19 protein-coding genes are annotated in these 20,909 nt (G+C 58.6%); 7 read left to right on the forward strand and 12 right to left on the reverse strand.

From position 1 onward, the window contains the following. Positions 1 to 24 precede the first annotated feature (24 nt). Positions 25 to 789: a helix-turn-helix domain-containing protein gene (locus tag TRM7615_RS20700; RefSeq protein ID WP_108791280.1), complete on the reverse strand. Its 765-nt coding sequence runs from the start codon at positions 787 to 789 to the stop codon at positions 25 to 27. A gap of 106 nt (positions 790 to 895) precedes the next feature. Here TRM7615_RS20700 and TRM7615_RS20705 point away from each other — a divergent pair, with 106 nt between their 5' ends. The 5 genes from TRM7615_RS20705 (at position 896) to TRM7615_RS20735 (ending at position 8,521) form a co-directional block, all read left to right on the forward strand. Next, positions 896 to 2,497 (forward strand): ABC transporter substrate-binding protein, encoded by a 1,602-nt coding sequence (locus TRM7615_RS20705; RefSeq protein ID WP_108791282.1) that lies wholly within the window; start codon positions 896 to 898, stop codon positions 2,495 to 2,497. Between the two features lie 81 nt (positions 2,498 to 2,578). Then, positions 2,579 to 4,054 carry a M81 family metallopeptidase gene (locus TRM7615_RS20710; RefSeq protein WP_108791284.1) on the forward strand — a complete coding sequence of 492 codons (1,476 nt, stop codon included), beginning with the start codon at positions 2,579 to 2,581 and terminating at the stop codon, positions 4,052 to 4,054. A gap of 751 nt (positions 4,055 to 4,805) precedes the next feature. Beyond that, complete coding sequence (gene ilvD / locus TRM7615_RS20725; RefSeq protein WP_108791288.1) at positions 4,806 to 6,641, forward strand: dihydroxy-acid dehydratase; 1,836 nt, start codon at positions 4,806 to 4,808, stop codon at positions 6,639 to 6,641. A 72-nt stretch (positions 6,642 to 6,713) separates the two neighbouring features. Next, a complete protein-coding gene (locus TRM7615_RS20730) occupies positions 6,714 to 7,817 on the forward strand; it encodes a hypothetical protein (RefSeq protein WP_108791290.1) in 1,104 nt (367 codons plus the stop codon). A gap of 92 nt (positions 7,818 to 7,909) precedes the next feature. Then, positions 7,910 to 8,521: a GntR family transcriptional regulator gene (locus tag TRM7615_RS20735; RefSeq protein ID WP_108791389.1), complete on the forward strand. Its 612-nt coding sequence runs from the start codon at positions 7,910 to 7,912 to the stop codon at positions 8,519 to 8,521. Here TRM7615_RS20735 and TRM7615_RS20740 read toward each other — a convergent pair. The 11 genes from TRM7615_RS20740 to TRM7615_RS20790 all read right to left on the reverse strand — a co-directional run bounded on the left by TRM7615_RS20740 (position 8,518) and on the right by TRM7615_RS20790 (position 19,866). Then, the gene (locus TRM7615_RS20740; RefSeq protein ID WP_108791292.1) at positions 8,518 to 9,282 is read right to left on the reverse strand and encodes a methyltransferase domain-containing protein; all 765 of its coding nucleotides are present in this window, start codon (positions 9,280 to 9,282) and stop codon (positions 8,518 to 8,520) included. The genes TRM7615_RS20735 and TRM7615_RS20740 overlap by 4 nt on opposite strands. Next, positions 9,279 to 9,908: a pimeloyl-ACP methyl esterase BioG family protein gene (locus tag TRM7615_RS20745; protein ID WP_108791294.1), complete on the reverse strand. Its 630-nt coding sequence runs from the start codon at positions 9,906 to 9,908 to the stop codon at positions 9,279 to 9,281. The genes TRM7615_RS20740 and TRM7615_RS20745 overlap by 4 nt, the downstream gene beginning before the upstream one ends. Further along, entirely contained in the window at positions 9,908 to 11,191 is a 1,284-nt protein-coding gene (gene bioA, locus TRM7615_RS20750) for an adenosylmethionine--8-amino-7-oxononanoate transaminase (protein ID WP_108791296.1), read from the reverse strand. Before bioA ends, TRM7615_RS20745 begins: the two co-directional genes overlap by 1 nt. Beyond that, a complete protein-coding gene (gene bioD, locus TRM7615_RS20755; protein ID WP_108791298.1) occupies positions 11,188 to 11,817 on the reverse strand; it encodes a dethiobiotin synthase in 630 nt (209 codons plus the stop codon). The genes bioA and bioD overlap by 4 nt, the downstream gene beginning before the upstream one ends. Continuing rightward, positions 11,814 to 12,953, reverse strand: a complete 1,140-nt coding sequence (locus TRM7615_RS20760; protein ID WP_108791300.1) for an 8-amino-7-oxononanoate synthase — start codon at positions 12,951 to 12,953, stop codon at positions 11,814 to 11,816. Before TRM7615_RS20760 ends, bioD begins: the two co-directional genes overlap by 4 nt. Further along, positions 12,950 to 13,927 carry a biotin synthase BioB gene (gene bioB / locus TRM7615_RS20765; protein ID WP_108791302.1) on the reverse strand — a complete coding sequence of 326 codons (978 nt, stop codon included), beginning with the start codon at positions 13,925 to 13,927 and terminating at the stop codon, positions 12,950 to 12,952. The genes TRM7615_RS20760 and bioB overlap by 4 nt, the downstream gene beginning before the upstream one ends. Before the next feature lie 215 nt (positions 13,928 to 14,142). Then, positions 14,143 to 15,141, reverse strand: coding sequence for an NAD(+) synthase (nadE, locus tag TRM7615_RS20770; RefSeq protein ID WP_108791304.1), 999 nt, complete (start codon positions 15,139 to 15,141; stop codon positions 14,143 to 14,145). A gap of 90 nt (positions 15,142 to 15,231) precedes the next feature. Then, entirely contained in the window at positions 15,232 to 16,335 is a 1,104-nt protein-coding gene (locus TRM7615_RS20775) for an amidase family protein (RefSeq protein WP_108791306.1), read from the reverse strand. Continuing rightward, entirely contained in the window at positions 16,332 to 17,393 is a 1,062-nt protein-coding gene (locus TRM7615_RS20780; protein WP_235824164.1) for an aromatic ring-hydroxylating dioxygenase subunit alpha, read from the reverse strand. Before TRM7615_RS20780 ends, TRM7615_RS20775 begins: the two co-directional genes overlap by 4 nt. Positions 17,394 to 17,589: 196 nt before the next feature. Next, on the reverse strand, positions 17,590 to 18,612 hold the full coding sequence (locus TRM7615_RS20785; protein WP_108791308.1) for a GlxA family transcriptional regulator: 1,023 nt from the start codon (positions 18,610 to 18,612) through the stop codon (positions 17,590 to 17,592). A 90-nt stretch (positions 18,613 to 18,702) separates the two neighbouring features. Next, positions 18,703 to 19,866: a cytochrome P450 gene (locus TRM7615_RS20790; RefSeq protein WP_108791310.1), complete on the reverse strand. Its 1,164-nt coding sequence runs from the start codon at positions 19,864 to 19,866 to the stop codon at positions 18,703 to 18,705. Positions 19,867 to 19,962: 96 nt separating this feature from the next. Here TRM7615_RS20790 and TRM7615_RS20795 point away from each other — a divergent pair, with 96 nt between their 5' ends. Further along, entirely contained in the window at positions 19,963 to 20,472 is a 510-nt protein-coding gene (locus TRM7615_RS20795) for a MarR family winged helix-turn-helix transcriptional regulator (RefSeq protein WP_108791312.1), read from the forward strand. 90 nt (positions 20,473 to 20,562) lie between these two features. Continuing rightward, positions 20,563 to 20,904, forward strand: coding sequence for a RidA family protein (locus tag TRM7615_RS20800; protein WP_108791314.1), 342 nt, complete (start codon positions 20,563 to 20,565; stop codon positions 20,902 to 20,904). Positions 20,905 to 20,909 lie beyond the last annotated feature (5 nt).

The raw sequence follows: 20,909 nt of genomic DNA on the forward strand, positions 1-20,909 counted from the left end.
CGCAACCTATCCAAAACCAGAGACCTAGGTTTGATTTGTCAGAAATTGCTTCACTTTCGGTGGCACGATTTGACTGTGAAGCTCGTATATCCCGCAGTCTTGAAACAAATTTCGCACAGGCGTCGTAGCGCGCACTTTGGCCCAAACAACAGCGGATGACGTCGGCTGCCGTCCGGCCAGCGAAGCCAGATACGACATCGTGCCAAACAGATTCCCAGAGCGATCTCGGTGCTGCTTGTTCAGGATGTATAAGCTGAGCGGCGCATCGGTGCCGCGTTCCTTGTCGACGATAAACAGTTGTCCCGCCGTGAAAGACGCCTTGCCGTCACAGCGTGTCCAGCGACGCGCCGATGAACGGGAATCAACAAGCGTTTCAACAACACGGCTAAAGACCAGGCCATCGCGCTCATCCAGAAAAGCTGCATTTACGACAACCTTGGACGGGTCGTTAGGGGCGCAAAAGAACACGCGATAAGATCCCAAAAACGCGCGTAACCGGGAAAAATCCCCTGGAAACGCGTCAATCAGTGGGTCGCGCCGGAGCTCGGTTCTGGACCGTGCGGTCCGCGCGGTTTGTCTGCGCAATTCGGGGTGAGGGCCCAACAACACTGTCTCTTCGACACCAAAGAACCTTGCTATTCTGCGAAGGTTGTTGGGCGAAGGTTGGCTACGCCCCGAAAGATACTTGCTGAACTGTTGGTGATTGATGCCAATTTCCCGACATACCGCCGCGACGGACGGGTGGTTGGCACACAGGTGCTGTAGGTTGAAGGGCAGATCGGTCGTCATCAGGACTCGCTTAAACTAGCTAAATTTAGCATAACTTAGCGCAATTGTTAACGAAGCGTCGATTCGTAAGTTTCTCTCAAAGCTTTGGACCCGAGGGAGGCAACGGATGGACAAGTTTCAATATCTGCGGCAGCTGGAACAGCGCCTACAAACTCGCCAACTGGATCGACGTCAGTTCATGCGCGGCGTTCTGGCCACTGGCATGACGGTCACTGCTGCGACGATGCTGGCCGACCGGGTCGAGGCGGCAACACCCAAGCGTGGCGGCCAGCTGGCCGCAGGCATCGGTCATGGCTCGACCACCGAAAAGCTGGACCCGGGCCAGATTTCGGCCGGGTTCCTGATCCCGCTGAGCTTGGGCATGAACGGGTTTCTGACCGTCATCGACGCCAACAGCACGGTCCAGTCGTCGATTGCCCAATCGTGGGAGGCTTCACCTGACGCCTCGGTCTGGACCTTTGAATTGCGCGATGGGGTCGAGTTCCACAACGGTCGCAGCGTGACCGCCGAGGATGTCATTGCCTCGATCAACTATCATCGGGGAGAGGGGACAACCTCGACTGGGGCGCCCTTGCTGGCTGGCGTCAAAGCCCTGCGCGCGGATGGTCCGCGCACAGTTGTGTTCGAGCTGGAGGGTGGTAACGCAGATTTCCCCGCCATCCTGAGCGACTATCGCTTTGCGATCCTACCTGCCGAGGGCGACAGCATTGACTGGCAATCGGGCATCGGCTGTGGCGCCTACCAGCTCAAGGATTTCCAGCCCGGTGTGTCCGCTGATCTGGTACGCCACGCCAACCATTGGAACGATGCAGCGGGCTATGTTGATGAATGGAAGCTCTTTGTGCTCCTCGATGCCACTACCCGCATCGCGGCGTTAACAGCAGGTACTGTTGATGTGGCTGACAAGATCGACCCCAAAACCGCAAAGTTCATCACCCGAAACCCGGCGATCAACCTGCATTCGGTGGCAGGGACACAGCACTATTCCTTCCCAATGCTGACCAATGCCGCGCCGTTTAATGACAACAACGTGCGCCAGGCGGTCAAATGGGGCATCGACCGGAAGGAACTGGTCGACAAGATTCTGTTAGGCTATGGCGAGGTCGGCAACGACCATCCCATCGGATCCGGCCAGCGGTATTTCAACAGCGCGTTGGAGCAAAAGAGCTTTGATCCCGACAAGGCGAAATTCTACCTCAAACAAGCAGGTCTATCGTCGCTGGATGTTGAACTGTCGTCATCGGATGCGGCCTTTGCCGGGGCGGTGGATGCGGCGACCCTGATCTCGAACTCGCAAGCGAAATGCGGGATCAATGTCTCGGTCAAGCGTGAACCCAATGACGGTTACTGGTCCGAGGTCTGGACCAAGAAGCCGTGGTGCGCCAGCTATTGGGCAGGTCGTCCGGTTGAGGATCTGATGTTCTCACTGGCGTTCCAGTCGGGTGTGGCCTGGAATGAATCCTTCTGGTCGCACGAGACATTCGACAAGATTCTGGTCGAAGCCCGCGCAGAACTGGACACCGACAAGCGCCGCGAGATGTATGGCGAACTGCAGGACATCGTGGCCAATCAAGGTGGCGTCGCGTTCCCGATGTTTGCCTCTTATGTCTTTGGCACGCGCCCAACTGTCGGCACGCCTGAGAAGTTCGGCTCGAACCTGGACTTGGATGGCAGCAGCTTTATGGAACGTTGGTGGAAAGCGGGCTAAGCCCGATCTAGGCTTGTATTCAACTCTTTCATATGGGGTGACCTTTGGGTCATCCCACCTTGTGTTCAGGACCTAGACTCTGTGAAACTGTTCATTGCGACCCTGTCGACCGAAACCAACACGTTCTGCACCATGCCAACGGCAATGTCGGGGTTCGAGGAGTATTTTCTACGCCACGGCACGGCCACGCAGGACCCCCCGAACCTGATGACCGAGGCGCTGCACATATGGCGCGCGCGTGCCGAAGATTTGGGTTGGGAGGTGGTTGAGAGCCTGGCTGCCATTGCAGAACCTGCAGGACTAACAACGCGTGCCTGTTACGACGCACTCAGCGGAGAGATTCTTGCGGATCTGGCTGCCTGTGGCGGGGCAGATATCATCCTGTTGCAGCTGCATGGCGCAATGGTGGCCGAGCACATTGAGGATTGCGAAGGTGACATTCTGGCCCGCGTACGGGCGCAATGTCCGCAGGCCACCATCGGGGTGAGTTTGGATCTTCACTGTCACCTGACCGAAAAGATGTTGGATGCCAGCGATCTTGCGATCTTGTTCAAGGAGTACCCCCACGACGATGCAGGACCATGCGCCGTCGCGCTGTTTGATCTGGCCCACAAGGCGCATCAGGGGCTGATCAGCCCGCGCATGGCGATGTACGACACCCGGATGGTGAACCTTTATTTGACCAAAACGGGAGCGATGCAGGATTTCGTCTCGGATATGACCGCGCTAGAGGCGCAGCCCGGGGTTTTGTCCGTCTCGTTGAGCCACGGCTTTCCGTGGGCTGATGTCGCTGATGTGGGTGCCCGCATGCTCGTTGTGACGGATGGAAATCAAGCCTTGGCCGAGGGGCTGGCCCAGCAGATGGGCCAACGTTTCTTTGATCTGCGGAACGCGGTGACAACGCGGTATGTGCCGATCACCGAGGCGTTGACAGCGATTGATCAGACGGCGGGATTGTCGGTGCTGGCAGACATGGGGGATAATTCGGGGGGCGGGGCGCCGGGCGATGCGACCCATCTGCTTTCAGCCATGCTCGACCGTGGCATGACCAATTTCGCCAGCGGGATCATCTGGGATCCAGGCGTGGTTCGGATTTGTCAGGATGCAGGGATAGGCAGTCAACTGGTCATAAGGCTTGGTGGCAAGACCGGAGTTGTTTCTGGAACCCCTTTGGATGTGGCAGCCAAGGTGATGAATATTTGTGTAGGTATGGGTCAACATTTGGGCGAGGGTGAAGAACCACTTGGCACGTTGGTCTGGTTAAGATTGGCAAATGATATCGACCTTTTGGTCAATGACCTGCGGGTTCAAGTTTACCACCCGGAAGCCTTTGAACAGGTCGGCATCCGATTGTCGGAAAAGTCAGCCGTCGCGGTCAAATCCCTGTTTCACTTCTACGGACCATTCAGCCAGATTTCGAACCACATCGTTCAAGTGGCGAGCCCCGGCGGAACACAGCCAGAGTTCCGAAACATCCAGTTGAAGAAACGCAGAGTGCCGTTCTGGCCGGCCGTCGATCAGCCGTTTGACGAAGAACCCGCAGCCTGTCTTACTTGATCAGGTTTCGTGGTTGGTTTCTGGGGTTCAGCGCGGTTCGGGTGGCAGGTGCGGGATCAAAAGTTGCATCGCACCTCGCGCTGAAAGTTTGGAGTACGCAGGGCGAGTTTTGGGTGCAATTCGCAACCTGCGTTGCCGGTGTCGGGTCACGTGCGACGTCGTTGGCATCGCAGACGCGACCCACAGGCAAGCTGCCGCCGATCTGAGTGTACATCCTTTCGCGCGCCTCTTCGGAATGGCGGCATAGGCTTTGGTTGCGCCTGTCTGTCGTCAGAGTTTTTGGAACCAAGAGCGGCGTAAACTAAGAGTGTGTTCGGCTCATCTGTTTGGTTTGATTATGCGGCGCGTTGGCTGTGATGCCAGCGTCGCATTCCGAGCGTCTTCTGCTTGATCTTTTCCCTTTGTTCCAAAATGGTTTTGTCACGCCCGAAGTAGACATCAGCGGGTGTGACGTTGTTCAGGCTCTCGTGGTATCGCTGGTGATTGTCGTAATCTCTTAAGCTAGCAAGGAACCTTGCAACACAACCCTTCGACAGACGCGGATCTTTGCCGGATCGCTGCGAGAACCAAATGTGTATCGCGGTTTGAGTTCTCTTGTGTAAAACCGGTGAGCGGCAAAAACTGTAGGGGGTGGGGTCAGGCAGTAAGAATCTTCCAAACACAGGCGAGAATCCGTTGGTTATCGCTTGGAACAGGGCTTTGGGGTCTTTAAGGGTTCTTCGGACATAATTCTGAAAGAGGGGCTCTAGCTGTGCCGCAATACCGCTCTCGTAGATCTACCCACGGCCGCAACATGGCAGGCGCTCGCAGCTTGTGGCGTGCAACAGGCGTCGGCGAAGGGGATTTTGGAAAACCGATCATCGCTGTGGTGAATTCTTTCACACAGTTCGTGCCCGGCCACGTCCATCTCAAAGACCTCGGCCAGATGGTCGCGCGCGAGATCGAATCCGCTGGCGGTATCGCCAAAGAGTTCAACACCATTGCCGTTGATGACGGGATCGCCATGGGCCACGACGGGATGCTCTATTCGCTGCCCTCGCGTGAGCTGATTGCGGACTCGGTCGAATATATGGTCAACGCGCATTGTGCGGACGCGATGGTTTGTATTTCGAACTGTGATAAGATCACGCCGGGTATGCTGATGGCCGCCATGCGCCTGAACATCCCGGTCATCTTTGTCTCGGGTGGCCCGATGGAGGCCGGTAAGATCGACATCGCTGATCTGGATATGAACAAGGTTGACCTTGTGGATGCGATGGTCGCGGCGGCAGACGAAAACTTCACTGACGAACAAGTCAAGCACATCGAAGAGAACGCGTGCCCGACCTGCGGTTCGTGCTCGGGGATGTTCACAGCGAACTCGATGAACTGCCTGGCCGAAGCTCTGGGTTTGGCGCTGCCGGGCAATGGCTCAACCCTGGCCACGCACTCGGATCGCAAGAACCTGTTCCTGGAGGCCGGCCGCAAGATCGTCGACATCACCAAGCGCCACTACGAGGGCGACGAGGCCGGGCTGCTTCCGCGTGAGGTTGCATCGTTTGCGGCCTTTGAAAACGCCATGAGCCTGGACATCGCCATGGGCGGATCGACCAATACGGTCCTGCACCTGCTGGCCATCGCCCAAGAGGGTGAGGTTGATTTCACCATGGACGATATTGACCGGCTTAGCCGCGAGGTGCCGTGCCTGTGCAAGGTTGCGCCCAACATCCACAACGTCCACATGGAAGACGTGCACCGCGCCGGCGGGATTTTCTCGATCCTGGGTGAGCTGCACCGCGGCGGGTTGATCAACGACGATGTACCAACTGTGCATACCGCGTCCATGGGCGAAGCCATCGCCAAATGGGACATCAAAGTCGCCAATAACCCGCAAGCCGAAGAGCTGTTCAAGGCCGCGCCGGGTGGTGTGCGCACCACGCAGGCGTTCAGCCAGTCGAACCGGTTCAAGGAATTGGACACCGATCGCGAAGGCGGCGTGATCCGCTCGGTTGAGGCGGCGTTTTCGAAAGATGGTGGTCTGGCCGTTCTGTTCGGCAACATCGCTCTGGAAGGCTGCATCGTGAAAACGGCCGGTGTCGATGAAAGCATCCTCAAGTTCTCTGGTCCTGCACGCGTGTTCGAAAGCCAGGACGCAGCCGTCGAAGGCATCCTGACCCGCAAGGTTCAGGCAGGTGAGGTGGTGATCATCCGCTACGAAGGTCCACAAGGTGGCCCCGGAATGCAGGAAATGCTCTATCCGACCTCCTACCTGAAATCCAAAGGCTTGGGCAAGAAATGCGCCCTGTTGACCGATGGTCGTTTCTCGGGCGGTACATCCGGTTTGTCGATTGGTCACGCCAGCCCCGAAGCGGCTGAAGGAGGCACAATTGGTCTGGTAGAAACCGGCGACCTCATCGAAATCGACATTCCGAACCGGACCATCAACCTGGCTGTGTCCGATGATGTGCTAGCGCAACGCCGCGAGGCCATGGGGCCTTTGCCCTGGGGCCCGGCCGAGCCGCGCCAGCGGGCGGTGTCCACCGCGCTCAAAGCTTATGCGGCTTTGACCACCAGTGCCGCCAAGGGTGCTGTGCGCCGGTTGAAGTAAGGTCACGCCATTTGCGTATCGCGGCCCTGCCAATTGGCGGGGCCGTTTTCATTTGATACCACTAAGGCGCCGATGTGGCGCGCTGACCTTGAGGGATCGAACCTTTTGCAATCGCCTTACGATCCAGATGAAGACCCCTCGGACGAGGATCTGTGGTTCCTGCCCGGACCGCCGGACGAAGACGATGCATCCGATACACCCTGGCCCATAGCCCCCAGGTCAATGAGTCTGGACCCGACGGTCTGGCTTGAGGCTGAACGTGCTCAATACCGCGCGCTGTTGGCGACTGCGCAAGCGGTCGAACGATATGCCGAGCGGTTGCGCCATTTTCCTCAGCAGGTAAAGGAACGGTTTGCGCTTGCAACGGTTTCAGCGGTTCTGCGAAGCGAAGGCGTTTGGCTGGGGCCGGAACGCATCGCACTCTATCAGGCGTTGCGGATCGCCACCGGCGACACGGCCCGCGATCTGTCCCGAGCCAGTTGGGCGATGCGCCGCCTTATGGCGCGCCCGGTACAAGGTGGGGGGCCTACGGATGGAGCCCATCACTTTCTGGGCCGCACCCATCAAACCGACGCGCAAGATCTGCCTGGTGAGGGGCGCCCAACCGGGTTCGAGCTTGAAGCGATTGGTCAGGATTGGTCTGATACCGTTGCTTCGCTTCACACGGCGCATCCGCTGACACGCGCGGCCTATGCCTTTGCCCAGTGGCGTGCTCATGACATCACGCCCTGGGACGAACTGCTCGAGCCGACCATCGCCGCCGTCATTCTGGGACGCGAAGGGTTGGGCGACGTTGCCACTTTCCTGCCGCTGGCGGACAGCCACCGTTTTGACCGCCATGGTTTGACCGATAACGCAGGCGGGGCCCAGGCGCGGCTGGAGGTCTTTTTCACCGCCATTCGGCAGGGGGCCTTGAATGCAAATATGGAACTGGAGCGTCTGGCAGATTGGCGCGCCCGGGCCGAGCGGGTCACTAGCCACTTGTCTGGGCGCACGCCGGGTGCGTTGATCGAAACGATGACGAAGTACCCGATCGCATCCGTCGAGCTGGTATCCGAGGATACGGAGTGTTCGCGGCCCTCGGCGCGGCGGAACCTCAACATCTTTGCGGATCTTGACCTTGTCCGCGAAGTCACGGGTCAGGATCGGTATCGGTTCTGGGCGGCGCAGCTCTAGGCACCGCTCGGGGCGACAACCCCCTGACGTCACAGCCTGAAAGTGGCCAAAGCCGCTTGCCCTTTGGGCCCCTGGTTTCTATCAGTATCGACATGACATCGGCCACCAAACAGACCATTTCCGACCAGATCGTTCAGTCGCTGACCGACCAGATCGTGCGCGGTGAATTGCAGGCCGACACCAAGCTGCGCCAAGATCACATCGCGCGCACATTCGAAACCAGCCATGTTCCCGTCCGCGAAGCTCTGTTGCGGCTTGAAGCTCGTGGGCTGGCGGTCAGCCAATCCCGCCGCGGAGTACGTGTGGCGCCTTTTGATCCGGCTGACATGCGCGAAATCCGCGAAATGCGTCTGGCGCTGGAGCCGTTGGCACTTGGTCATTCCGTCGCGCACCTGACCCTGGAGCAGCGGCAAGAGGCCGAAGCGGCGCGCATTGCCTGTGATGAGGCGAAGGATCTGTTCACATGGGAGGCGCAGAACCGGCGTTTTCACATGGCGATCATCGCAGGCTGCGCCATGCCGCGTCTGAAAGCCGAGATCACGGATTTGCAGATGCTCAGCGCGCGGCATTTGTTGGCGACGTATTCCAACGCCTGGTCACAGCGCGAGGACCGCGATCACCGTGCGATCATGACGGCGATCAACCGTCGCGACGTGGAAACCGCAGTTGCAGTGCTGCGTCGTCACTTGTCGCGTTTGGGTTAACCTTTTCGCGCGATCATCCAGACAGGATCGTAGGTCAGGGGCAGTTTGCCGTCTTTCCCGAATTGCTCGGCATAGCGACGCTCAAAATCGGTCAGTTTCGCGCGTGACCATTGTTCCCGTGATTGCCCGTTCACCCCGGTTTTGCGCAAATGTTTGAGCAGGGGGAAGGCGCCGTCAAACCACATGACAATCGGCTCTTGCACCAGGTGGAGGATGTCCAGCGAGGCGGGGACCTTGGCCGCCCAATCTTCGGCGTTGCAATATCCAGGAGCCGCCGCGGAAGAGCCCAACGCTTGCAATTCGTGAAACTGCGCTGTCCCAAAGCCGCTAAGCGCCAGCATGCCGCCTGGGGCCAGATGGTCGCTGAGCCGTTGCAACAGCTGAGTTTGGTCCGGGATCCATTGTACTGTCGAGGCCGAGCAGATGAGATTCAGTTCAGTCGGAATGGACAGCGTTTCAATCGGACCGGCAACAAAGGCATCGACAGTGTCCCGCACAGCATTGCCGCATTCGGGCACCAGATCGTTGGCCAGCATCCAGTCGATGGCCGTTCGCCCACGCAGTGCCGCGGTCAGATGGCCCGTGCCACAGCCAAATTCGAACGCGCGTTTAACTGGCGTTGTGATGTGAGTTTCAAGAGCCGACACCAACTCTTGCGCAATGCTGGCCTGTGCCTCGGCATTGTCGTGATAGCTGGCCAATCCCCGGCGAAAGCTCTGCCGGACGCGGCGCTGATCAGGGTCGAGTACAATGGACTTCATAGGCCGATGACCTCTTGCCAGGTGGACCAGCGTGCAAATGGCACATGGGGGGCGTCGATCCGTGTGACGTGCTCGGATTGCCCCTGCCACCCGCGCAGTTGATTGGCAGTGGGCATGATCTTGTCTTTGGTCGAGATCCAAATGTGGTCAAACTGCACCGCTGGCGCGTCACCCCGTTCGCCAATGGCGATCAGTTCCGATTTGCGTGCTTCGACGTCGATCTCGGCACGATCCTGCTTGCCGTCAAAGCAGCGGGCAAGGAAGACTTGGTAGGCCTGCGGCGACAGTGTCTCGATGGTTTTTTCCATTGCCACGGGTGGGATGCCGGTTGTCCGATTGACCGGGGTGAACGTGCCATTCACGGCGATCTTGATGTCAAACGGATCAGGGTTGCTGGCCTGCCAATGCGCGTATGAGGCCACGCCAAAGGAATACGCGAGCAGCGTGGTGCGTGCATAGCAGCCCAAGTCAGGCAGGGTGGTTGAGAGGTCCCGATAGTCCTGAACAAACAGCACGTCCTGCGGCCCTTGCAGATGCGCAAACGGCGTAGGCCCCAAAGCCCAACCGCCAAAGATCACGGTCACCTCATCCGCCGTGCCGGAATGTTGTAGCCACTCGACCTGCATCAAAGCTCTCGCGCCAAACGCAGCATACCGTCACATATGGATGTCAGTTCTTCGTCTGAGGTGACAAAGGGCGGCATGCAATAAATGTTGTGCCCAAATGGACGCAGGAACACACCCATGTCATGTGCCAGGCCATGGGCCTGATCGGCGCTGACGCGGTGATCCATTTCGATCACACCAATCGCACCCAGCACGCGCACATCGGCTACGTTTGGCAAATCGCGGGACGAGGCCAGCTGTTCCGTCAGACCGGCCTCTATCCGGCTGACATTGGCGTGCCAGTCGGACTGATCCAGCAAGTCGAGGCTGGCTTTGGCCGCGACACAGGCCAGCGGGTTTGCCATGAAGGTCGGCCCGTGCATAAACACGCCTGGTTCACCGTTCCCGATCCCTGTCGCCACGCGGTCGTTGGTCATAGTGGTGGCAAAGCTGATGTGTCCACCGGTCAATGCCTTACCCATGCACAGGATGTCGGGCTCGATCTTGGTGAAATCGGTGGCAAACAGACGTCCGGTGCGACCAAAGCCGGTGGCAATCTCGTCAAAGATCAGCAGCACGCCGTATTCGTCACACAAGGTGCGCGCTTGGTTCAGGTACTCGGGATGGTAAAAGTACATGCCCCCTGTGCCCTGCACGACCGGCTCAAGGATGAAAGCGGCAATCTGCTTGTGATGCTCTTCCAGAACGGCTCGCAGCTCGGCGGTGCCGTTCAAGGCGGGGTCTTCCGGCCAATTCTGATCTATCGCGATTGGGGGCTGGGGGACAAAATGCTGCACGCTCAGTGCACCCTGAAACAGGTGGTGCATGCCTGTGACGGGGTCACAGACACTCATCGCCTTCCACGTGTCGCCGTGATAGCCCGAGCGCGTTGTGACAAACTGGCTGCGGCCCGGATGGCCAACGGCGTGCTGATATTGCACCGCCATCTTCATCGCCACCTCGACCGAGACCGAGCCGCTGTCGCAGTAAAAGATCCGTTGCAACGATGGGGGCGTGATCTCGAGCAGCTTTTGCCCCAATTCAATCGCCGGATCGTGTGTCATGCCGCCAAACATCACATGCGGCAGGCAGTCGAGCTGCTCATGAATAGCTTGCGTGATCGCCGGGTTGCGGTGACCGTGCAACATGCACCACCACGACGACATAGCATCAATCAGGCGGGTGCCGTCGTCCAGTGTGATCCAAACGCCCTCGGCCTCTTTCGCGACAAAAGTCGGCCCGGGCTTTTCAACGTTGGTGTAAGGGTGCCAGAGATGTTTCTGGTCGAATTCAAGCGGGGTCATGCGGCCAATCCTTGTCGGATGGTGTCCATGTCGATGTCGGCGAAGGCTTGGTTCAGCGATTGGGGCGTGACCTCATCCATGACGGGTAGGCGGCCCAGGGGCGCACATTTGCCAAAGTCGATGATGGTCTGTTGGACCAGCGGCTCGGCTTCGCCAATGAAAGCCACGCCAAGAACCGTGCAGTCTCGCGCGCGCAGCGCTTCGAGCGACAGAAGCGTGTGGTTGATCGTGCCCAGTTTGGTGCGCGCGCACAGGATCACGGGTGCCCGCCAACCCGCAAAGAGGTCGGCATAGAGCATCTGACGGTTCAGCGGCACCAGCAACCCCCCGGCACCTTCGACCACCAAGGGCCCATCAATCTTTGGCAAGTGCAGGGTGGCCGGATCAATCTCGACCCCCTCGGCCTCGGCCGACAGGTGCGGTGAGGCTGGCAGGTTCAGCAGATATCCCTCGGGCAGAACGGGCTGGCCGGATAGGCGAGCGACGATCTGGCTGTCGGTTTCCGCCTCGGTGCCCGATTGCACCGGCTTCCAGTATGCGGCTTTCAGTGCGCGGGTCAGGCCGGCGGAGAACACGGTTTTACCGATTTCGGTATCGGTTCCGGTGACGATAACGGGTTGGGTCATGGGGCGGTGGCCTCCTTCGCCCGGGCCAGATCGCGGAACATCTCCGAAATCACGGGGGCGGGGGTGTTTAGCGTGATGGAAATCCGCAGGCGCGAAGTGCCGCGTGGGACGGTCGGGGGGCGGATACCGCGAATGTCATAGCCTCTGTCTTGCAGGGATTGCGCCAGCGTCATTGTTGGTTTGTCCGCACCGATGACGATCGGCATGATCTGGCTTTGAAAACCGGCCAATCCAAGACGCTCTCGGGCCTCTTTGTGTGCGTGGTTCATCAGGTCCTGCGCTGCCACTTGTCGGGCCGGGTTGTCGCGCAATTCGTTCAGCGCGGCTCGAACAAGTGCGGCGTTCAGCGGCGAAGGTGCGGTGGCAAAGATGAACCCGCGCGCCTTGTTGATCAGGGTGTCGATCAACACTCGAGCGCCGCAAATCAGGGCGCCCGAGACACCCAAGCCCTTGCCGCAGGTGTGAAGGGTCAACAGGTTCTCGCGATCCGCAAAAGCATGACTCAGACCCCGCCCCATATCGCCGAAGACGCCGGTTGCATGGGCCTCGTCCACGACAAGAACGGCTCCATGAGTGTCGGCAAGTTTCATCAACTCGGCCACAGGGGCCAGATCGCCATCCATGGAATACAGGCTCTCGATTGCAATCCAGATCTGGCCAGTGCCGCCTTCGGTGCGCCAGCTTTTAATAGTTTCTTTGGCTGCTTTGACATCGTTGTGGGCAAAGGCGCGGGTTTCAGCCCGCCCCAGTCGCATCCCGTCGTGCGTGCTTGCATGGATCAGTGCGTCATACAGCACCAGATCTTCATGCCCCGGGAGCGTGGAAAAGATTGCGGTGTTGGCTTGAAACCCGCCGCCCATAAATAGGGCCGCCTGGGTGCCAAAGAACGCAGCAGCCTCCTGCTCGAGCAGTACGTGTTCATCCGCATTGCCGCGCAGCAGGCGCGAGCCGCCGGCCCCGACAGGAACGCCGCGCTCCAAGGCGCTCCGCGCCGCGGTGTTGAGAACCTCGGACTCAGCGAGCCCGAGATAGTCATTTGACGCAAAGTCATGCCCGGTCCGCGCGATCAACGCGCGGTAGCGGCCCCTTGTCTGCAACGCAGCCAGGGCGCGGTCTTGCCGGGCAAAGAACGTCATTTCGAGGCGTCACACCCTACGGCCATGGCTTGAATGCCGAGCTTGGCGAACAGTTGACCGTCTTTGTCTTCTTCAGGGTTGTCAGCGGTCAGCAAGGTGTCGCCCACAAAGATCGAATTGGCGCCAACGAAGAAACACATCGCCTGCATTTCCTCGGTCATGTCAGTGCGGCCTGCGGACAGGCGCACATGCGACTTTGGCATCAGAATGCGTGCCAGCGCACAGGTGCGGACAAATTCAATCGGGTCGAGCTTTTCCACATCTGCCAGCGGCGTGTCGGCGATCGGGATCAGCATGTTGACCGGTACCGAATCCGGGTGCTCTTCCAGTGTGGCGAGCGAGACCAGCATGTCGATGCGGTCCATCTGCTGTTCGCCCATGCCAACGATGCCACCGGCGCAGACCTTCATGCCGGCCTCGCGCACGCGGTTCAGCGTGTCGATGCGGTCGGCAAAGGTGCGGGTGGAGATGATTTCCGAGTAATACCGCTCGGAGGTGTCGATGTTGTGGTTGTAGTAATCCAGACCGGCGTCGCGCAGGCGGAACACCTGGTTGTCGTCCAGCATGCCCAGGGTCATACAGGTTTCCATCCCCAGATCCTTGACGCCTTGGATCATCGCCTCAAGTGCGGCCATGTCGCGGTCTTTGGGCGAACGCCAGGCCGCGCCCATGCAATAGCGGGTCGCGCCGCCTTCTTTGGCCTTGCGGGCCTCGGCGATCACGCGTTCAACCTCGATCAGTTTCGAGGCCGACAGCTTGGCGCCATTGCGGGCGGACTGTGAACAGTATGCGCAATCTTCAGCGCAGCCGCCTGTCTTGATCGACAGAAGCTTTGAGCGTTGAACCTGGTTCGGGTCGAAGTGGGTGCGATGCACCGTGTGGGCCTGATAGAGCAGATCCATGAAGGGTTGGTTATAGATCTTTTCCGCCTCTTCACGGGTCCAATCCGTGCGAAGCGTTGTTGTATCCAGCACGTCGGTGCTCCTTTTATAGATAAAAATTCCCTGCCTGACGCATAAGATGGTTTTTTATCTACAAAGCGGTTTGGCGCAAGTGGAAATGCTGCCGTGCAGCGAATTGACGCTAGTTTCGCAGCGTCGCCAAGTCCCGAAGTTGAGAGTAGAAAGAGAGAAACCGGCAACGCCGGATCGATAGCGACCCGGCGTTTGATAGGTGTTCGAAAAGACAGTTATTTCAGCAAGTTGGGTACAAAAAGTGCCTGGTCGATCCCGGCCAATGCTTCGTACCGCGCCTCGCGTGGGTGGGCGAGGTTGAAGGTGCCGACGCGTTTGTACCATGTCCGACCCAAGCGACCTGAGACACACTCCAGAACCCGGTGGCCTTCGGCATCGCTGCCAAATCCCAATGCATCAGGCAGCGATGTCCGGGTCAGATTCGGGTCAGCGACCAGCGCATCGGCCATTGCCAACACCATCAGATCCCATTGCAGATAGCTGACGCCAAGCTGTGCTTCGTCCCCTGCGCTGATGCCCAATCCATCGGTGGGCGTTGCGCGCCAGGTCTTTTCGGGCACGCCAATCTCGCGCGCCATCCACGGCACTTCCCAGGATTTCAGCAGCGATTGGATCGGCGCCACATCCCCCACGTCACCGTTCAGCGTCCAGAACCCCGCTGCCAATTCCGAAAAGTTGTCGGTGCTGGCCACGATCCCGCCATAGCGGTGCGCCTGATCATAAAGCGTGATCATCCGCAGACGTGCCCGCATGTTGCCGCGTCGGATGCGTAGGCCCGCGTCGTCACCGTTGGACAGGGCCGGATCCAATGTGGTCAGCCCCTCGACCATTGAATGAAACTGAGGCGTCAGGTCGATATTGTGATGTTCGATGCCAAGCGCATGACACGCTTCCTCACCACGTGCGGTTTCTTCGGGGTTTTGTTCGATGGGCATGGTGTGACCGACCACCCGCCAACCGGCTGCTTTGAACAGTGCTGCTGTCAGGGCACTGTCCACGCCGCCGGACATTCCGATGACCGCGGCGCCGATGCCGTTTTGTTCGCGATAGGCGGCCAGATCGTCCAGAATTCGAGCCATGTCTTCGCGCAGGGTCTCTTCCTGTGCAAAGGCACCGCTTTCGATGTGCGCGTTCAATTGGGTTTCGAACCAAGGGGTCAGTGCGCCTATGTTGGATTGGCGGGACAGGTCCAGGATTTCAGATTTCAGTGACATGCGGCCTCCGACACCAGCGTGTGCAAACAAGGGTTGCGGTCTTCTTAGCCGAGGCAGGCGATTGATTGAAACCGATTTCGGGTTAGCCGATCAGGTGGAGGCTTGCGTGCGCTCAAAAAAACGGCACGCGATGTTCAGCAGCCGGGCATCCTGCCTCTGACGCCCGATAAACTGCACTCCGCCGGGAAGGGTCACGCAGGGGTTGTTCATCGACGTCCAATGAGATTGTTGGAAGGGAGCCAGCAAGATGTCTGCCTCCCTAAGCATATCATCGATGTGGTCATGTGCCTTGATCCACTTTTCCAGTGCCTGAACATACATGACATCGCCGATCCCGGTCCCAGTCGTCACCAGATCGCACAGAGGCTGGCCGACGCGAGCCGGGCCAAGAGCGGCTTCAGCGGCACGGGATCGGGCAACCTCAAAGGCCAGGATTGTATCAAGGGCTTGGGGTAGGGTGTTCAACTGCGGCGAATTGGCAATTTCTTGAGGCACGCACCCGGCGGTTGCGAGCATATCGGACATCTCATGGGGCAATGATCCTGACAGGAAACCGATGCGGGGCTCATCTACATCGGAATTCTGACCTTCATCGTCGTTCAATAAGGGCATCAAGGCCTGAAAGTCGTGTAGGTGACGGGCCAGAAAACTGAGCCCATCAAGGCTGTCAGATAACCCGATGATCCCACGCAGATCGCAATTCCCCCGTGTGGGTTTGAACGAAATGGCGTTGGTTGACAGTGGAGACCCGGAACACAACGCAAACGCTGCCACACGTTGGGCCACCGCAGTTGCCGCACCATTGGGTATCTCACCGATTGCGAAAGCCGGTGTTGTTGTTTTGCCAATCGGAATGGCGCCGGCTGACAACAGAGCATCAACACAGGATGCATTCCGTTCGGGTACGCGGTTTCTGTAAAGCTGCGCGCCCCAGCTTGTGGGCATGCTGCGGGTGTCGATGGTGTCCATGATTGCAAAGGGCACACCATGAAGCGGCCCGGTGGCAGGCATCACATCAGCCAGTTGCGCCTGCGCCATCGCGAGCGACGGATCGATGAACTGGAATACCTCGTCCTGCGCCCCCAATTGCGCGGCCCGGGTCAGGTGGGCCGACATCACCTTGGACGGTTTGACCTGTCCAGCGCGGATGCGTGCGGTCAGATCACAAACGCCAAGGTGGGTCAGGTCGGTCATGCGTCTCCGGGTTGTTCCACCGTGCTGAGTTGCGCGACCTTGTGTCGGAACCGCATCGCGCCTGCGTCCAGACCAAGGTTCAGATAAGGAGTTTTGCGGTTTGCCATCCCGATCTGTACCTCCTCCAGCACCTCTTTGTCCTCGTTGAATGCCATTATGGCGCCGGCAAACATCTTTTCGTCAATGCTTGAGTCATCCGCAAACATGTTGCGATGCTGGAACCAGAAATAGAGAGAGGTTTCTTCGTCCACTGGAGTGATGAAGTTGTACGAGATGTTGATGAACGCATTCTCGGACACCGGCTTGTCCGCTCCCCCTTCGCCCGGAGGGGTGTAGATGGACATGTTGATCGCGGTCGATGGGGTCCGGCATTCATAGTGTTGCTTGCGGTCGCAATTGTCGCCAAAGGGCAGCATTTGAGCGTAATAGGGAGGGGCGGGTTCCTCGGCGATCCAACGGGAAATGACCACGAAATCATCGCCTTCTTCCAGATCAAGCGGGCGGTTGTCTGTGCCGGCCCCTGCAAAAGACGTCAGATGGACCCAAGCCACATGGCTGGGGTCCAGCAGGTTGTCGGTGATGTAAAGGTAGTGGCACTTCATCTCCATCGCGCCGCGCTTGGTCTTGCCCCATGTCGGGTTGTCAAAGTTCGGGATGTCAATGATGTCGGTTGGATCGGCATCGTTTGCCTCACCCATCCAGATCCACAGGAAGCCATAACGATCTTCGACCGGATAGCTGCGGACCACGGCACGTTTGGGGACGGCGTTATCCTGCGTCGGGGCGGCAACACAGCTGCCGGTGCAATCAAAAGTCAACCCGTGATAGCCGCAGACGACAGTGCTGCCTTGGATGCTGCCCTTGGACAGCGGTAACTTGCGGTGGGGGCAGGCGTCTTCGAGGGCGATGGGTTCGCCCGCCTCGCCGCGAAACAGAACGATGCGGTCGGCCAACAAGGTCATTGCCTTGAGCGAACGGTCAAAATCATCACTGCGGCCGGCCACATACCAGCAATTGCGCACAAATGCGCCGGTTCCTGTCAGATCTTTCTGCATCATGGGCCCCCGTTTGCCTGGTTGAGTCTGGATACTCAGGGAGACGATTGATCGGATCAGGTCCGACGTGTCCAAATTTTCGTACCAAGAAAAAAATTGACTGACAAGAACAAAGCGTGGGGGACTCGCTAAGCTCGGGTTATTGGTCTCAATTGCAATTTGACGGGTGTGGTCAACAGCGGTGAACCGGATTTTCGATTTAATGGCGCGAGGCTCTGTCAGATGCCGTGACCCGAAACGGGTTCATGTTGCGACGATCTTCCTGCGGGGACAGGCCGAAACATCGGCGATAGTTGCGGATCATCGTAGCCGAGGTTTCATACCCCACCGCGTGGGCGATGCGGCTGATCGGGTCGTTGGAATAAAGCACCATCTGCCGTGCGGCCCGCATCCGCAGATCACGATAATGCTTGCCGGGGCTTTCCCCCATTGTCGCCTTGAAGCTGCGTTCCAGATGGCGGGCCGAGACACCAAGTTGATCGGCGATCTCGCTCATTGGCAGGGGATAAGCCAGGTTCTGGTCGAACAGCTCGACGGCCTTGGACACGATGGGTGGCAACCCGTCCGCAGTGCTATCGCAGGCAAAGGCGGGTGTTTTCTGGCGAACGCCTTCGCTGCGGATCACCGGATGCTGGAACCAGCAGGCGACCTCGGTCATCAGGGTGGCGCCTAAGGTGTCTTCGATCACATGCAGCATGAGGTCAAACATCGCTCCCGCCCCCGAAGCAGTATAGCGGCGCTTGTCCATCTGGATCAGGCTGTCGCTCAGTTGCAGGTGGGGAAAGGCCTCGGAAAACGCGGCGCTATAGCACCAATGCGCGGAGCAGGAGTATCCGTCCAGCAATCCGGCATGAGCCAGCGGAAAAATACCGCCGCTCACGGCGCCGACGATGGCCCCATGGCGGGCGATCTTGCGCAGGTGCCCGTTTGACGATTTGGGCGTCGCGAAGGTACCCGACGGGCTCGACATCAGAAACAGCATGTCCAGATCTGGGGCATCAGCCAGGGCGCGGTTGGCCTGAAACGGAATGTCAGCGCTGGATTGCACGACATCACCATCTTCGGTCAGCAGGGCCCAGGAGAAGGTTTGTGTTCCGGTGATGTCGTTGGCGGCGCGCAAAGGTTCGATTGCCGACGTCAGGCAGGACATTGGAAAACCAGGAAACAGTAGAAACCCGACTGTGATCCGGGGGTTTTGGTTCTGGTTGGTTGGATCGGACATGATCAACTCTCTGGAACGGGTCTGCGCAAGCAGTCGCAAAAGGGTAATCAAATCCTTCGCCCGGGAAAAGAGTAGAGATCAATCGCTTCCCTAGACGTCCCAGGCAACGGGCATGGTCAACGGCCCACGAAAAGCCCACCCGCCAAATGGGACCTCGTCTGCCAGTCGCAGATTTCCAAGTCGCTCAAAGATCATCGGCAAAGCTACATCAGCAATCAGGCATCGGGCAGCCCAGGCCCCGGCACAGAAATGGGGACCGGCGCCAAAAGCGATCGAGGGGCCGTGATCCTGGGTCAGGTCAAACTCATCTGGCCGTTCGAACACATGTTCATCGCGATTGCCCGACCCGAACATGAAGAACACCCGATCGCCCGGAGCAAGCGCTACACCGTGCAGATCATGCGGCTTCGCAATCTCGCGTGGGGACATGCCGATTGGCGACATCCAGCGGGCGTATTCTTCGAACACGTCCATCCAAGAGGCATTGCCCTGTTGAACAAGCGCAAGCTGATCGGGATGTGTTAGCAAGGCCCAGATCGCCCCGGCGATCACGTCGCGCGGTTCATTCTGCCCGCCAGAGATTGCAAGCTTGATATTGGCGCTGATCTGCTCGTCCGACAGACCTGCTTGCATCTGTACAGACAACAGCGAGGTATCAGGGTTCGCCTCAAGCTCTGGTTTCCGCGCGGCGATATGTTCATCGATGGATGCCGTGCAATCATGGCAACGGGCTTCAATTTCGGGGTCGCCTGTATAGTTGGCACAGCCGTCGATCATGCCCTGACTGGTGCGGTCCATTTCCTGCCAACTCATATTGGTCAGCCCGGTCATGACGCGCAGCGCGTCCCCCGATATCCGCTTGGCGATGTCCAGAACCATGTCGGCGCGGCCTTTGGGGTGCAACTCGGTCAGCGCGGCCTCGGTCATGTCAACGAATTGCGCTTTCCAGGTGTTCTTGACCGTTTTGGGCGAAACCGTCGGAAAGATTGCCTTGCGTTCAGCCATGTGCGCGTCGCCGTCCTTGCGCATCATGTTCTGACCCATGAGGCGGGTCATCAACCCATCGGGCTGAGTTGATGAGAAGATGTCGATCTTTTTCTCGTTCACAAAGATGTCGTCGCGGCGGGTGACAAGCACCGCCCCCAATTGCGGAACAAAGGCAACGGGGGCGTTCGCGCGCAAATGTTTGAGATCCGGATAGGGGTCTTTCCAGAACGCCTGTGGATCGATCTCATAGACTGGCACATTGGACATTTGGCGGGTCTCCCATGTGGTATGTTGTCATGTCAACACGTTGGATGTTGTTGAGTCAATCCGATTTCGCTAGGGTCGCGACAAAGCGAGGTTTTGATGACGGAAAAAGATGATCTGCCGGACGAGATGTTCCTGACCGATTTGGAACAGGATGGTCGACAGACCTTGAGCTTTTCACGCTCTCCAACGGTATTGTTGAACTTTGCCGCCAACCGGTTCACCCGCAATGCTTCGCGCCACTACCAGAACGCTTTTGGTATCGGGGCAATGGACTGGCGGATGCTGGTCAGCCTGACTCGCGACCCTGGCAGCAGCGTGTCGCACGCCAGCGCCACGATCGGTATCGACAAGGGCGCGGTGAGCCGCAGTCTGGCCCGCCTGGAAAAGGCGGGCTTGGCCAGCGCGCAATGCAACAGTCCAGATGAACGCCGTAAGGAATGGTTTTTGACCGATGCAGGGCAACAGCTGCACGATGATGTTCTGGTGACCGCACTTGAACGACAGAAACATCTGTTACGCGGGTTTTCACGTCAGGATGTGGCCGAGTTAAATCGGCTCTTGAGCAAGCTCTTGGAGAATCTCGACGGGAGCGAGGCAGAAAACTGAACGGCTCTGCTATATTCAGGGTTGCTCTTTTGACCGCGAGTTGGTGAGTAAGCCCAACAGCTTTCCCATGGTCAGAATTGGAGATACCCCGTGATCGAACGCTTTCACACCACCGAGCGCGCCAGCAAGATCGTCAAGCACAATGGGGTTGTCTACCTCAGTGGTCAGGTTGCCGAGGGCGATACCGTGACCGAACAAACACGCGATTGCCTGGCCAAGGTGGATGCTTTGCTGGCCGAGGCAGGAACTGACAAGGAACATCTGCTGCAGACCACGATCTGGTTGGCAGATATGGCGGATTTTGCCGAAATGAACCTGGTTTGGAACGATTGGGTGCCGACGGGGTTCGCCCCGGCACGTGCTTGCGGCGAGGCAAAACTGGCCCGCGAAATCCTGAAGGTCGAAATCCTTGTGATTGCGGCGATGCCCTGAGCCGA

The organism is Falsiruegeria mediterranea M17 (assembly GCF_900302455.1).
GTDB lineage: Bacteria > Pseudomonadota > Alphaproteobacteria > Rhodobacterales > Rhodobacteraceae > Falsiruegeria > Falsiruegeria mediterranea.

Excerpts from the sequence above, each read along its gene's own strand:
- bioA (WP_108791296.1), bottom strand. The coding sequence starts at position 11,191 with ATGACCCCGCTTGAATTCGACCAGAAACATCTCTGGCACCCTTACACC.
- TRM7615_RS20730 (WP_108791290.1), top strand. The coding sequence starts at position 6,714 with ATGTGGCGCGCTGACCTTGAGGGATCGAACCTTTTGCAATCGCCTTAC.
- TRM7615_RS20740 (WP_108791292.1), bottom strand. The coding sequence starts at position 9,282 with ATGAAGTCCATTGTACTCGACCCTGATCAGCGCCGCGTCCGGCAGAGC.
- TRM7615_RS20790 (WP_108791310.1), bottom strand. The coding sequence starts at position 19,866 with ATGTCCAATGTGCCAGTCTATGAGATCGATCCACAGGCGTTCTGGAAA.
- TRM7615_RS20745 (WP_108791294.1), bottom strand. The coding sequence starts at position 9,908 with ATGCAGGTCGAGTGGCTACAACATTCCGGCACGGCGGATGAGGTGACC.
- nadE (WP_108791304.1), bottom strand. The coding sequence starts at position 15,141 with ATGTCACTGAAATCTGAAATCCTGGACCTGTCCCGCCAATCCAACATA.
- TRM7615_RS20705 (WP_108791282.1), top strand. The coding sequence starts at position 896 with ATGGACAAGTTTCAATATCTGCGGCAGCTGGAACAGCGCCTACAAACT.
- TRM7615_RS20780 (WP_235824164.1), bottom strand. The coding sequence starts at position 17,393 with ATGATGCAGAAAGATCTGACAGGAACCGGCGCATTTGTGCGCAATTGC.
- TRM7615_RS20700 (WP_108791280.1), bottom strand. The coding sequence starts at position 789 with ATGACGACCGATCTGCCCTTCAACCTACAGCACCTGTGTGCCAACCAC.
- TRM7615_RS20795 (WP_108791312.1), top strand. The coding sequence starts at position 19,963 with ATGACGGAAAAAGATGATCTGCCGGACGAGATGTTCCTGACCGATTTG.
- TRM7615_RS20760 (WP_108791300.1), bottom strand. The coding sequence starts at position 12,953 with ATGACGTTCTTTGCCCGGCAAGACCGCGCCCTGGCTGCGTTGCAGACA.
- TRM7615_RS20785 (WP_108791308.1), bottom strand. The coding sequence starts at position 18,612 with ATGTCCGATCCAACCAACCAGAACCAAAACCCCCGGATCACAGTCGGG.
- TRM7615_RS20775 (WP_108791306.1), bottom strand. The coding sequence starts at position 16,335 with ATGACCGACCTGACCCACCTTGGCGTTTGTGATCTGACCGCACGCATC.
- bioD (WP_108791298.1), bottom strand. The coding sequence starts at position 11,817 with ATGACCCAACCCGTTATCGTCACCGGAACCGATACCGAAATCGGTAAA.
- TRM7615_RS20735 (WP_108791389.1), top strand. The coding sequence starts at position 7,910 with ATGACATCGGCCACCAAACAGACCATTTCCGACCAGATCGTTCAGTCG.